Raw genomic sequence first — 12,702 nt, 5'->3', positions numbered from 1 at the left:
CCTAATTCGCTTGTCATGATGACCATCGCCAAGGGCCTCGACCTCGACGCCGACCTGCCGCCCGAACGCCGCCTGTCGCGCGAAGGGCAGCGTGTGCGCCTCGCCACGCTGACGCGCCTGCGCTGGCTGTCGATCGCCGGCCAGTCGGCGGCCTGCGTCTTCGTCGCCTGGGGGCTCTGGTACCCCTATCCCGTCTGGGCCTGTTTCCTCCTGATCGGCGTGTCGGTGGCGCTCAACGTCTGGCTGTCTACCCGCTACTCCAAGGCCGAGCGCCTGTCGGAGAGGCGGACCTCGTTGATCCTCGTCTTCGACGTCGTGCAGCCGACGGGCCTTCTGTTCCTGACCGGCGGCATCCAGAACCCGTTCGCGGTGTTCCTTGTAGTCCCCGCGATGATCGCGGCGGCAACGCAGCCGGCCCGCATCGCGGTCGGGATCGGCGTCCTGGCGGTCCTCTGCGCCACCGCGATCGCCTTTCTCCATCATCCGATCCCCTGGCCGGCCGGCCACAGCCTGCAGCTGCCCTTCCCCTATCTCGGGGGCATGTGGTTCGCGCTGGTCACGACGCTGATCTTCTCGACCTTCTACATCTACCGCGTGGCGGCCGAGAGCCGGGCGCTGTCGGATGCGCTCGCGGCGACCGAGCTGATGCTCCAGCGCGAGCAGCACCTGTCGGCGCTCGACGGGCTGGCAGCCGCCGCCGCCCACGAACTCGGCACGCCGCTTGCCACGATCGCGCTCGTCGCCAAGGAGATGCGCCGCGCGGCCCCCGACGACGCGACCCTTCGCGAGGACATCGAACTTCTCGTCAGCCAGTCCGACCGCTGCCGCGCGATCCTCGGGCAGCTTGCGAGCCTGTCGTCGACGTCCGAGGAGCATCTGGCTAAGATGCCTCTGTCCTCGCTGATCGAGGAGGCCGTCGCCCCGCATCGTGACTTCGGCGTCGACATCCGCGTGCGGGTGCAGGAGGCGTCCGGCTCCGAACCGGTGATGCGGCGCAATGCCGGCGTGATCTACGGCCTCGGGAACCTCATCGAGAACGCGGTGGATTTTGCGAGCGGCGAGGTCGAGATCGGCCTGTCCTGGAACAGCGGCCGCATCGCGATCGAGATCTGCGACGACGGTCCGGGCTACCCGCCCGACGTCCTGAAGCGCATCGGCGATCCCTACATGTCGGTGCGCGACGCCGGGCAGCGCCAGTCGGGCGGTGGCCTCGGCCTCGGGCTCTTCATCGCCAAGACGCTGATCGAGCGTTCGGGCGCGCGCATCCGCTTCGAGAACCGCAGCGAGGCGCAGGGCTCGGGCGCCCGGATCACGGTGTCGTGGCCGGTCGAGAGCTTCGGGCGCCTGACGATCGAACCCGTCGGCGAGACCGATCGCGACGAGGAGGCGTTCGATCTGCCGCCACAGTTGGCCTGACACCCTTTTTGGCAAGATTTGCGCGATCGATCGTCTCGCACGCCAGTTGATAAGCCGCCCGGACGACGTATCTTTCCTGTCAAGGAAGGAACGATCTCATGGCGACAGATCAGATGGCTGCCCCGCAGGCGGGCGACGACAAGACGATGCTTCTCGTGGACGACGACCGTCCGTTCGTCGGGCGTCTCGCCCGCGCGATGGAACAACGTGGATTCGAGGTCCGCACCGCTGAAACCGTGTCCGAAGGCTTGGCTGCGCTGAAGACCGGCGCCCCGGCCTATGCCGTGGTGGACCTGCGCCTCGGGCTCGGCAACGGCCTCGACGTGATCGAGGCGCTGCGACGCCAGCGGCCGGGCGCGCGCGCCGTGGTGCTGACCGGCTACGGCAACATCGCGACCGCGGTGAACGCGGTGAAGCTCGGAGCGATCGACTATCTCGCCAAGCCCGCGGACGCCGACGAGGTGATTGCCGCGCTGACGCGTGATCCCGAGATCAAGGCCGAACCACCGGAGAATCCGATGTCGGCCGACCGGATCCGTTGGGAGCACATCCAGCGCATCTACGAGATGTGCGACCGCAACGTGTCGGAAACGGCGCGCCGCCTTTCGATGCACCGCCGCACGCTGCAGCGCATCCTCGCCAAGCGCGCGCCGCGCTGAGGCGCGTTTAGTCGGCGGCGTCGCCGGTCATGTAGGGATTGGCGACCCACTCCGCCTGGAGCAGCCGGTCGGAGGCGAGGCGCGCGAAGCGAAGCGTCAGCGCCTTGCGGGTCGCCGACGCCATGCGTGTTTCCGGCGCCTCGCGCAGGATCTCGGCGCCGTAGCCGTCCGACAGGATGAGACCGCAGTCCTCCGGAAAGATGTCGACCGGCACGCCCGGATGCGTCGCGAAATACAGGCGGTCGCAGTGCAGCCGGTAGTCCGGCCACTTGCGATCAACCCGGAAGTCCTCGATCGAGGACTTGATCTCGACGATCGAGAACTCCCCCTTTTCCGACAGACAGAGGAGATCGGCACGCCGGCCCGACACGAGCGGGATTTCCGGCAGGACCGACACGCGCATCTGGATCATCAGGCGCTGGACGCCGCGACGCACCAGCATGGCCCGTTCAGACTGGCGCCCGTCGACGAGAGGATCGCGGCGGAAGGGAGAAACGATCGGCATGGCCGCCGGAGTAGCGGGGAAAGCGGAGCCGAATCAAGGGGTGCGGCGAAACGAATCGGAAACACTCGCCCTGCGCGGCTGGCCACTTAGAGCGCAGGTCGTGCCACGCGGGCTCCCTCGTTCGGCACCTCGTCGAGCACCGGCCAGCCGCAGGACTCGTCCCTTTCGTCCATCAGGTCGACCAGCGCGCGGCGGAGGCTGTGGAGTTCGAGGATCTTGCGATCGATCTCGACCGCACGTCGCTCCGCCAGCTGTCGCGCCTCGTCACGATGGGCGCCCGGTGCATAGGCGGCGAGGAGCCGGCGCGTCTCCGACACGTCGAACCCGAGCGAGAGCGAACGCTGCAGGAACCGCAGGATGTGCACGTCGCGCTCGCAATAGTCGCGGTAGCCGTTGGGCGCGCGCGCCGGCGACACGAGACCGAGGTCCTCGTAGTTGCGGATCGTCTTGGGCGGCAGGCCCGAACGACGTGCAGCTTCCCCGATGTTCATCCGAAGTCCCCGGTTTTGCTCGAACTTCGCCCCGTCAACCCCAAGTGGAACGGGTCTCCCCGGCGTCAACTGTTGTGGTGCGGCAACAAAGACAATCTTAACCATACCAGGGTCTACTGACCGCGTTGCCAGGCGACTCGCCGCGGCGTACCAGAGGGTGGCCTCCGACGGGGGACTGCCTGTCCTGGGAGCCCGTCATGCCTGGCCGTCATGCCCTCGCAGTCGCACCGGACGCTCCATGAAGACCCGCTCGAACACCCTTCTTCTCGGCGTCGCGCTCGCCGCCCTCGCCACGCTCGGCGCCTGCACCACGCAGACCCAGCAGCGCGCCTCGCTCAATCCGGCCCCGGTGCCGATGGCGCAGGCCTACGTGGCACCGGCCGAGACGATCGTCTCCGGCGGTCCGCTCGGCCCGGTCGAACTGACGGCCTATGCCGCGATGGAGGACGGCGGTTTCAAGCTGCCCGCCATCCCGATCTCCAAGGTGGACGAGAAATATCGCCGCCAGCGCGTGTTCTACGCGAGCGAGGGCATGGAGCCGGGCACTGTCGTGGTGGATACGGCCAACCACTTCCTCTACGTCGTCGAGCCCCGCGGCACCGCGATGCGATACGGCATCGGCGTCGGCAAGGCCGGCTTCTCCTGGGCGGGCGAGGCCGACATCAAGGACAAGCAGCACTGGCCGAAGTGGTTTCCGCCGGCCGAGATGATCGCGCGTCGCCCCGAACTCAAGCCCTACGGCAACGAGGTCGGCATGGAGCCGGGCCTGATGAACCCGCTCGGCGCCCGCGCGCTCTATCTCTATCAGGGCAACAAGGACACGCTCTACCGCCTGCATGGCACGCCGGAGTGGTGGTCGATCGGCAAGTCGGTCTCGTCGGGCTGCATCCGCCTGATGAACCAGGACATCGTGGATCTCTACGAGCGCGTTCCGATGAACGCCCGCGTCGTGGTGCTCCAGGGCAAGGAACGCCTAGCCGAACGCCGCATGAAGGCTCCGCAGAGCTAATCTAAGTTTCACGGCGGGGGACGCCGCGGGCCGGGCGCTTCGGGGGAAGTGCCCGGCCCTTTTTCATGGGCGGCGGACCGGATCAGATGCGCTGCCGGTAGTCCGAGGTCCTGCGGGCCCGGCGGGCCGAAGTCCTTCGGACTCGGCGGGGTAACGGATGGCCGCGAGGAGGCAGAGCGTCAGCGTTGCCGCGTTGAGGACGTGCCAGAGGAAATGCGTGCCGAGCGGATGGGCATCGCAGAGCGGCGCATCCAGCGTGCGGAAGGTCAGCGACAGGACGAAGACGGCAGCGGCCCCGAGCAGCCACCGGCCGGCGCCGTGGCGCCGGGCAAGGAGCACGCCGCCGATGCCGCCGAGTGCCAGCAAGGCCGGCAGGTAGGAGGCGGAGGAGCCGAGGACGGGTCCGGCCATTCGCTCGACGACCTGCGCCGCGACGGCAAATCCGATCGTGCCCGTGACGGCCAGCGCCGGTCGAAGACCGACGAAGCGGAACAGCGCGAGCGCGAAGAAGCCGTAGATGAAGACGGCGATCGGGATGACGTCGGCGAGAAGCGACCAGCCGTTGGCGAGCGTGTGGAAGAGGAACGAGCCGAGCCCGATCACCGCGACGAGGAGGATGAAGGCGAGCGTGACGCCGTCGCGACGGGACGCCCGTCGCCACGCCTGCCACGCGACTGCCGCGCCAAGGAGGAAGGCGAGGTTGGTCGCGGCGTTCAGGGGCTCGGCCCAGACGCCCGGCCCGAGCCGTTCGCAATAGGCGTCGATCGGCGCGAACCAGTCCATCTCGCCTCCCCTTGGCCGACGCAGGCGAACGGGCGCCGGGCGGACCCGGCGCCAGGGATCGGCGTCAGCGCGGCAGCGTCGTCTGGCCGGTGAGCGCGAGGTCGATCGCGCGCGCGGCCTGCCGGCCCTCGCGGATTGCCCAGACCACCAGCGACTGGCCGCGGCGCACGTCGCCGGCGGCATAGACGCCGTCCATCGAGGTCGCATAGGCCTTATCGTCGGCCTGGACGGCGACGTTGCCGCGCGCGTCGCGCTTCATCGCCAGCGCCTCGCCGGCCTCGGCCACCAGCGCGTCGGTGAAGGGGCCGGCAAAGCCGATCGCGATGAAGGCGAGATCGGCGCGGATCACGAACTCGGTGCCCGGGATCGGCTTGCGGCGCTCGTCCACCTCGGCGCACTTGACGCCGGTGAGCTGGCCGTCCTCGCCAATGAACTCCAGCGTCGCGACCTGGAACTCGCGCATCGCCCCCTCGGCCTGGGACGAGGAGACGCGCATCTTGGTCGCCCAATAGGGCCAGACCTCGAGCTTGTTCTCCATCTTCGGCGGCTGCGGCCGGATGTCGAGCTGCGTGACCTTCACCGCGCCCTGCCGGAAGGCGGTGCCGACGCAGTCCGACGCCGTGTCGCCGCCGCCGACGACGACGACATGCTTGCCGCCGGCCCAGATCTCGCCGGCGTTCCAGCCCGCGCTCTCGACCGGCTCGCCGCCGACGCGGCGGTTCTGCTGGACGAGGTAGGGCATGGCGTCGTGGATGCCGTAGAGGCCGTTGGTGGGGATGCCGGCGTCGCGCGGGCGCTCGGCGCCACCGCAGTAGAGCACGGCGTCGAACTCGGCGCGCAGTTCCTCGAGCGGCTTCGTCTTCCCGACATTGACGCCGTAGTGGAAGGTGACGCCCTCGCCTTCCATCTGCTCGACGCGCTTGTCGATGAAGTGCTTCTCCATCTTGAAGTCGGGAATGCCGTAGCGAAGGAGCCCCCCGGCGCGGCTTTCGCGCTCGAAGACATGCACCTCGTGGCCGGCGCGGCCGAGCTGCTGGGCGGCGGCCATGCCGGCAGGCCCCGAGCCGATGACGGCGACGCGCTTGCCGGTCTTGGTCTCGGCCGGCTGCGGTTTGATGAGGCCGAGCTTGTAGGCCTTATCGGCGATCGCCTGCTCCACCGTCTTGATGGCGACCGGCGTGTCCTCGAGGTTCAGCGTGCAGGCTTCCTCGCACGGGGCGGGGCAGATGCGGCCGGTGAACTCGGGGAAGTTGTTGGTCGAGTGGAGGTTGCGGATCGCGCCCTCCCAGTCGTTGGCATAGACGAGGTCGTTCCAGTCCGGGATCTGGTTGTGGACGGGGCAGCCCGTCGGCCCGTGGCAGAAGGGAATGCCGCAGTCCATGCAGCGCGCCGCCTGCTTGCCGACCTCCTCGTCGGACATCGGCAGCGTGAACTCGCGAAAATGCCGGATGCGATCGGATGCCGGCTGATACTTCGCCGTCTGCCGGTCGATCTCGAGAAAGCCCGTGACCTTGCCCATAATGCCCCTCCGTCCGGGCGGCGGCGCTGATGTCAGCTGCGCGAAGCCACCCCTCATGCGAGCGATCGGACCTTTGCCGACCGGGCTCGCCTTACACCAATTTCCGCGAGGATAGAACGCGTCCAAACTTCGCGATCGCGAGCCGGGACCCGCGACCGGGCCGCCGGCCTCGTCGCGAGGGGCGGCCCGACGTTTCGCGGGCTCCGGAAGGCGGCGGCCTACTCGGCCGCGACGCCCATGCGCATGCGCTCCATTTCGAGAAGCGCGCGGCGGTACTCCACCGGCATGACCTTCACAAACTTCGGGCGGTAGGTCTCCCAGTGATCCAGCATTTCCTTGGCGCGGGTCGAGCCCGTGTAGTGGAAATGGTTGGAGATCAGCTGGAACAGCCGCTCGTCGTCGTGGCCGGTCATGTTGGACGAGACGTCGACGCGTCCCTTGTGCTGGAGGTCTCCGCCGTGGTGGTGCAGCTTCTCGAGGAGATCATCCTCCTCCGGCACCGGCTCCAGCTCGACCATCGCCATGTTGCAGCGCTTGGCGAAGTTGCCTTCGGGATCGTAGACATAGGCGATGCCGCCCGACATGCCGGCCGCGAAGTTGCGGCCCGTATGCCCGAGGATCACCACCACGCCGCCGGTCATGTATTCGCAGCCGTGGTCGCCCACGCCCTCGACCACCGCGATGGCGCCCGAGTTGCGCACGGCGAAGCGCTCGCCCGCCACGCCCCGGAAGTAGCACTCGCCGGCGATCGCGCCGTAGAGCACCGTGTTGCCGACGATGATCGACTCTTCCGGCACGATGCGCGTGTTGGCGCGCGGCCGGACGATGATCTTGCCGCCCGACAGGCCCTTGCCGACATAGTCGTTGCCGTCGCCGACGAGATCGAAGGTGACGCCCTTGGCAAGGAAGGCCGCGAAGCTCTGGCCGGCGGTGCCGGTCAGCTTCACCTTGATCGTGTCGTCGGCGAGCCCCTTGTGGCCGAAGCGCTTGGCGACCTCGCCCGACAGCATCGCGCCGGCCGACCGGTCGACGTTGCCGATCGCGGTCTCGATCTCGACCTGCTGGCGCGCGGTAAGAGCGCTCTCCGCCTGCGCGATCAGCTTGCGGTCGAGAACGTCGGCGATCGGATGCTCCTGGCGCTTCGTCCAGTAGGTCTCCTCCAGCGCGGCGTCCGGCTTGAAGAACATCTTCGAGAAGTCGAGCCCCTTGGCCTTCCAGTGGTCGATCAGCTCCCGCTTGTCGAGCCGCTCGGAGCGCCCGATCAGTTCGGCAAGGGTGCGAACACCCATGGCCGCCATGATCTCGCGCACCTCTTCGGCGACGAAGAAGAAGAAGTTGATGACGTGCTCCGGCGTGCCCTTGAAGCGCGAGCGAAGGACCGGGTCCTGCGTCGCGACCCCGACGGGGCAGGTGTTCAGGTGGCACTTGCGCATCATGATGCAGCCGGCCGCGATCAGCGGGCCCGTCGAGAAGCCGAACTCGTCGGCGCCCAGCAGCGCGCCGATGACGACGTCGCGGCCCGACCGGAGGCCGCCGTCGACCTGCAGCGCGATGCGCGAGCGAAGGCCGTTGAGCACCAGCGTCTGCTGGGTCTCGGCAAGGCCCATCTCCCACGGAGAGCCGGCGTGCTTGATCGAGGTGAGCGGCGAGGCGCCGGTGCCCCCGTCATAGCCCGACACGATGATGTGGTCGGCGCGCGCCTTCGCGACGCCGGCGGCCACCGTGCCGACGCCGACCTCGGAGACGAGCTTCACCGAGATGTCGGCCGCCGGGTTGACGTTCTTCAGGTCGTAGATGAGCTGCGCCAGATCCTCGATCGAGTAGATGTCGTGGTGCGGCGGCGGCGAGATCAGGCCGACGCCCGGCGTCGAATGCCGGGTCTTGGCGATGGTCGCGTCCACCTTGTGGCCGGGCAGCTGGCCGCCCTCGCCGGGCTTGGCACCCTGCGCCACCTTGATCTGCAGCATGTCGGCGTTGACGAGGTATTCGGTCGTCACGCCGAAGCGCCCGGACGCCACCTGCTTGATCGCCGAGCGCTCGGGGTTGGCCGAGCCGTCCGGCAGCTTCAGGTAGCGGTCCGGCTCCTCGCCGCCCTCGCCCGTGTTCGACTTGCCGCCGATGCGGTTCATGGCGACGGCGAGCGTCGCATGCGCCTCTCGGCTGATCGAGCCGAAGCTCATGGCGCCCGTCGAGAAGCGCTTGACGATCTCGGCGGCCGGCTCGACCTCGTCGAGCGGCACCGGCGTCAAGCCGACCTCCTCGGCCATGCGCAGCTTGAAGAGGCCGCGGATGGTCGAGTTGGCGACGGCCGACTCGTTCACGAGCGCGGCGTACTCCTTGTAGGTGTCGTAACTGTCGAGGCGCACGGCGTGCTGGAGCGTCGCGACCGCATCCGGCGACCAGATGTGGGCCTCGCCACGCATGCGGTAGGCATACTCGCCGCCGACCTCGAGCGAGCGCGCCAGAACCGGATCGTCGGAGAAGGCAAGCGCGTGGCGCTCCACCGTCTCGCGGGCGATTTCCTCCAGCCCGACGCCCTCGATCGTGGTCGAGGTGCCGGCGAAGTAGCGCTTCACGAACTCGGACTTGAGGCCGATCGCGTCGAAGATCTGCGCGCCGCAATAGGACTGATAGGTCGAGATGCCCATCTTGGACATGACCTTGAGCAGACCCTTGCCGACCGACTTGATGAAGCGGCCGACGACCTCCTTGGCATCGACCTCCGGCGGGAAGTCGCCGCGCGCATGCATGCCGAGCAGCGTGTCGAAGGCGAGATAGGGGTTGATCGCCTCCGCGCCGTAGCCGGCGAGGCACGCGAAATGATGGACCTCGCGCGGCTCACCCGACTCCACCACGAGGCCGGCGGCGGTGCGCAGGCCCTTGCGGATCAGGTGATGATGCACGGCGGCCGTAGCGAGCAGCGCCGGCAGCGGAATGCGGTCCGGCCCCATCTGGCGGTCGGACAGGATGATGATGTTGTAGCCGCCGACGACGGCCGCCTCCGCCCGCTCGCAGAGCCGGTCGAGCGCGCCTGCCATGCCCGCCGCGCCCTGCTCGGACGGGTAGGTCGTGTCGAGCGTCTTGGTGTCGAACCGGTCCTCGGTGTGGCCGATCGTGCGGATCTTCTCGAGGTCCGCATTGGTCAGGATCGGCTGGCGCACCTCCAGCCGCTTGCGGCGCGAGGTGCCCTCGAGGTCGAGGATGTTCGGGCGCGGGCCGATGAACGAGACGAGGCTCATCACCAGTTCCTCGCGGATCGGATCGATCGGCGGGTTGGTGACCTGCGCGAAGTTCTGCTTGAAGTAGGTGTAGAGCAGCTTCGACTTCTCGCTCATGGCGGAAATCGGCGTGTCCGTCCCCATCGAGCCGATGGCTTCCTGGCCGGTCGTGGCCATCGGCGCCATCAGGATCTTGGTGTCCTCCTGGCTGTAGCCGAAGGCCTGCTGACGGTCGAGCAGCGACACGTCGGCGCGCGACGCCCGCGGCTGCACGGGCTTCAGGTCCTCGAGGATCAGCTGGGTGGAGCGCAGCCAGTCGCGATAGGGGTTGGCGCCCGCGATCTCGCTCTTGACCTCCTCGTCAGAGACGATGCGGCCCTTCTCGAGGTCGATCAGCAGCATGCGGCCCGGCTGGAGGCGCCACTTCTTGACGATGCGCTCCTCAGCGACCTCGAGCGTGCCGGCTTCTGAGGCGAGGATCACGAGATCGTCGTCGGTCACGACGTAGCGCGCTGGCCGCAAGCCGTTGCGATCGAGCGTCGCGCCGATCTGGCGTCCGTCGGTGAAGCACACGGCGGCCGGCCCGTCCCAAGGCTCCATCAGCGCGGCGTGGTACTCGTAGAAGGCCTGGCGCTCCGGGCTCATCTCCTTGTTGCCCGACCAGGCCTCGGGAATGAGCATCATCATCGCATGGGCGAGCGGGTAGCCGCCCTGCGTCAGGAACTCGAGCGCGTTGTCGAAGCAGGCGGTGTCGGACTGGCCCTCGTAGGAGATCGGCCAGAGCTTGGAGATGTCGTTGCCGAAGAGCTCGGAATCGACCGACGCCTGCCGGGCGGCCATCCAGTTGACGTTGCCGCGCAGCGTGTTGATCTCGCCGTTGTGCGCCACCATGCGGTAGGGGTGCGCGAGGCGCCAGGACGGGAACGTGTTGGTGGAGAAGCGCTGGTGGACGAGCGCCAGCGCCGAGGTGAAGCGCGGGTCCTTCAGGTCCTTGTAGTAGGCGCCGACCTGATAGGACAGGAACATGCCCTTGTAGACGATCGTGCGCGAGGAGAGCGACACGACGTAGAAGTCGGTGTCCACCGAATGGGCTTCGGCATAGACGCGGTTCGAGACCACCTTGCGGATGATGTAGAGCTTGCGCTCGAACTCGTCGTCGCTCGCGACGGATGCCGGGCGCGCGATGAAGACCTGCCGGTGGCAGGGCTCGGTCGCGGCGATCTCGGGAGCCTTGGACAGCGACGAATTATCCACCGGCACGTCGCGCCAGCCGATGACAGTGCAGCCCTCCTCGGCGGCGGCAGCCTCGAAGATCGTCTTGAAGTGGAGGCGGCGCGCCTCGTCCTGCGGCATGAACACGAAGCCGACGCCGTAGTGGCCGGCCTCGGGCAGCTCGACGCCCTGGGCCGCCATTTCGGCCTGGAAGAAGTCGTGCGGGATCTGCACCAGCATGCCCGCGCCGTCGCCCATCAGCGGGTCGGCGCCGACCGCCCCGCGATGCTCGAGATTGTGCAGGATCTTCAGGCCCTTCTCGATGATCGAGTGGGACTTCTGGTTCTTCATGTGGGCGATGAAGCCGACGCCGCAGGCGTCGCTTTCGTTGGCCGGATCGTAGAGACCTTGGGCCTCCGGCAGGCGACGCGGTTTGACGGCGCCCATCGCGGTGTTCGTGGTCTCAATGACCTCACCCTCGATGATGGATGGCGTTTCGATCGTCATCGCGTGTCTCCCTGTCTCGTCGTCGCCCGAAGGATCGAGGCAACCTGGTTCTTCGGGCAGGACTTTGGCGCCCGGTCCGGCTCCCTGCCGCCGCGCGCCGCGCCTGCCTGTTCGTGGTCGGGGCCGCCCTCTCCCGGCGCGCCTAGTCGGGCGCCGTCCGGGAACGGCCGCCCCAGATAGGGCAGCAATGCTGACCTATTTCGCAGCTTATGCCAGACTTGTGCTTCTGCGGCAAGAGCGGTTCTAACTTCGCCGAGCATTCCATGCAAAGGCGGCGAGCCATTCGCGGCTTTGACGGGCGCGCGCGGGCGCGTTAGTCAGCCGCCATGATCTTTGCATCCGACAACTGGTCCGGCGCCCATCCCGCCGTCACGCAATCGCTGGAGCGCCACGGCGCGGGCTTTGCCGCCGCCTACGGGGCGAGCGACATCGACAAGGCCGTCGAGCGGCGCTTCAACGAGATCTTCGAGCGCGAGGTCGCCGTCTATTTCGTCGGCACGGGCACGGCGGCGAACTCCTTGTCCTTTGCCGCGGTGAACCGGCCGGGCGGCGTCGTCATGTGCCACCGCGAGGCGCATATCGCGCAGGACGAATGCGGCGCGCCGGAATTCTTCACCCACGGCGCGCGCATGGTGCCGGTCGAGGGCGCGCTCGGACGCATGGACCCCGGCCATCTCGTGTCCGAGCTCGGGCGGTTCCGGCCGGGCTTCGTGCATGCCGGCCAGCCGATGGCCGTCTCGCTCAGCCAGGCGACCGAGGCGGGCACGCTCTATTCGGTGGCCGAGATCGCGGCGATCGGCGAGATCGCGCACGAGCGCAACCTCGCCTTCCACATGGACGGTGCACGCTTTGCCAACGCGCTGGCCGCCACCAACGCCTCGCCGGCCGAGATGACCTGGCGGGCCGGCGTCGACATCCTGTCCTTCGGCGCCACCAAGAACGGCTGCTGGTGCGCCGAGGCGGTGGTCTTCTTCGACCCGAAACAGGCCGAGCAATTTCCCTACATCCGCAAGCGCGGCGCCCAGCTCTTCTCCAAGACGCGCTTCATGGCCGCCCAGTTCGCCGCCTATCTCGACGGCGGCCTGTGGCTGGAGCTCGCCGCCCACGCCAATGCCATGGCGGACGCCCTGCGCGAGGGCATCGGCCGGTCGGCCCATGCGCGTCAGGCCTGGGACACCCGGTCCAACGAGATCTTCGCCGTGATCGAGACGGCGACCGCCGAGCGGCTGCGGGCTGAGGGCGCCACCTTCTACGACTGGAACGCGCCACACGACATGCCGGGCCTGGTGCGCGAGGGCGAGGGCCTCTATCGCCTCGTGACGAGCTGGTCGACCGGAAGGGACGACGTCGCGCGTTTCTGCGATCTGATCGCTTAAGACGCGC

9 protein-coding genes are annotated in these 12,702 nt (G+C 68.2%); 4 read left to right on the top strand and 5 right to left on the bottom strand.

Annotated features, from left to right (window positions below; genetic code table 11):
* Window positions 1-18: 18 nt before the first annotated feature.
* Both ACLNGM_RS06895 and ACLNGM_RS06890 read left to right on the top strand, forming a co-directional pair.
* Window positions 19-1,416, top strand: coding sequence for an ActS/PrrB/RegB family redox-sensitive histidine kinase (locus ACLNGM_RS06895; protein WP_416358403.1), 1,398 nt, complete (start codon window positions 19-21; stop codon window positions 1,414-1,416).
* 98 nt (window positions 1,417-1,514) lie between these two features.
* Window positions 1,515-2,075, top strand: a complete 561-nt coding sequence (locus ACLNGM_RS06890; RefSeq protein ID WP_090962057.1) for an ActR/PrrA/RegA family redox response regulator transcription factor — start codon at window positions 1,515-1,517, stop codon at window positions 2,073-2,075.
* Window positions 2,076-2,082: 7 nt separating this feature from the next.
* On the opposite strand, the gene ACLNGM_RS06885 is transcribed toward ACLNGM_RS06890, so the two are convergent.
* Together ACLNGM_RS06885 and ACLNGM_RS06880 are read right to left on the bottom strand one after the other, a co-directional pair.
* Entirely contained in the window at window positions 2,083-2,580 is a 498-nt protein-coding gene (locus tag ACLNGM_RS06885; protein WP_090962054.1) for an MmcB family DNA repair protein, read from the bottom strand.
* Between the two features lie 86 nt (window positions 2,581-2,666).
* Entirely contained in the window at window positions 2,667-3,071 is a 405-nt protein-coding gene (locus tag ACLNGM_RS06880) for a MerR family transcriptional regulator (RefSeq protein WP_416357744.1), read from the bottom strand.
* A 238-nt stretch (window positions 3,072-3,309) separates the two neighbouring features.
* On the opposite strand from ACLNGM_RS06880, the gene ACLNGM_RS06875 reads away from it, so the two are divergent.
* Window positions 3,310-4,080 (top strand): L,D-transpeptidase, encoded by a 771-nt coding sequence (locus tag ACLNGM_RS06875; RefSeq protein WP_090962048.1) that lies wholly within the window; start codon window positions 3,310-3,312, stop codon window positions 4,078-4,080.
* Between the two features lie 63 nt (window positions 4,081-4,143).
* Here ACLNGM_RS06875 and ACLNGM_RS06870 read toward each other — a convergent pair whose 3' ends face one another.
* The 3 genes from ACLNGM_RS06870 to gltB all read right to left on the bottom strand — a co-directional run bounded on the left by ACLNGM_RS06870 (window position 4,144) and on the right by gltB (window position 11,319).
* Window positions 4,144-4,863, bottom strand: coding sequence for a ceramidase domain-containing protein (locus ACLNGM_RS06870; RefSeq protein WP_090962045.1), 720 nt, complete (start codon window positions 4,861-4,863; stop codon window positions 4,144-4,146).
* 64 nt (window positions 4,864-4,927) lie between these two features.
* On the bottom strand, window positions 4,928-6,382 hold the full coding sequence (locus ACLNGM_RS06865; RefSeq protein WP_416357743.1) for a glutamate synthase subunit beta: 1,455 nt from the start codon (window positions 6,380-6,382) through the stop codon (window positions 4,928-4,930).
* A 218-nt stretch (window positions 6,383-6,600) separates the two neighbouring features.
* Entirely contained in the window at window positions 6,601-11,319 is a 4,719-nt protein-coding gene (gltB, locus tag ACLNGM_RS06860; protein ID WP_416357742.1) for a glutamate synthase large subunit, read from the bottom strand.
* Window positions 11,320-11,645: 326 nt separating this feature from the next.
* Here gltB and ACLNGM_RS06855 point away from each other — a divergent pair, with 326 nt between their 5' ends.
* The gene (locus ACLNGM_RS06855; RefSeq protein ID WP_416357741.1) at window positions 11,646-12,695 is read left to right on the top strand and encodes a threonine aldolase family protein; all 1,050 of its coding nucleotides are present in this window, start codon (window positions 11,646-11,648) and stop codon (window positions 12,693-12,695) included.
* The last annotated feature ends 7 nt before the right edge of the window (window positions 12,696-12,702 follow it).

The organism is Aureimonas phyllosphaerae (assembly GCF_047943035.1).
GTDB lineage: Bacteria > Pseudomonadota > Alphaproteobacteria > Rhizobiales > Rhizobiaceae > Aureimonas > Aureimonas phyllosphaerae.
The sequence above is the reverse complement of the archived record's forward strand: the minus strand, read 5'-3'. Positions and strand labels throughout refer to the sequence as shown.

Excerpts from the sequence above, each read along its gene's own strand:
- ACLNGM_RS06895 (WP_416358403.1), top strand. The coding sequence starts at position 19 with ATGACCATCGCCAAGGGCCTCGACCTCGACGCCGACCTGCCGCCCGAA.
- ACLNGM_RS06890 (WP_090962057.1), top strand. The coding sequence starts at position 1,515 with ATGGCGACAGATCAGATGGCTGCCCCGCAGGCGGGCGACGACAAGACG.
- ACLNGM_RS06885 (WP_090962054.1), bottom strand. The coding sequence starts at position 2,580 with ATGCCGATCGTTTCTCCCTTCCGCCGCGATCCTCTCGTCGACGGGCGC.
- ACLNGM_RS06880 (WP_416357744.1), bottom strand. The coding sequence starts at position 3,071 with ATGAACATCGGGGAAGCTGCACGTCGTTCGGGCCTGCCGCCCAAGACG.
- ACLNGM_RS06875 (WP_090962048.1), top strand. The coding sequence starts at position 3,310 with ATGAAGACCCGCTCGAACACCCTTCTTCTCGGCGTCGCGCTCGCCGCC.
- ACLNGM_RS06870 (WP_090962045.1), bottom strand. The coding sequence starts at position 4,863 with ATGGACTGGTTCGCGCCGATCGACGCCTATTGCGAACGGCTCGGGCCG.
- ACLNGM_RS06865 (WP_416357743.1), bottom strand. The coding sequence starts at position 6,382 with ATGGGCAAGGTCACGGGCTTTCTCGAGATCGACCGGCAGACGGCGAAG.
- gltB (WP_416357742.1), bottom strand. The coding sequence starts at position 11,319 with ATGACGATCGAAACGCCATCCATCATCGAGGGTGAGGTCATTGAGACC.
- ACLNGM_RS06855 (WP_416357741.1), top strand. The coding sequence starts at position 11,646 with ATGATCTTTGCATCCGACAACTGGTCCGGCGCCCATCCCGCCGTCACG.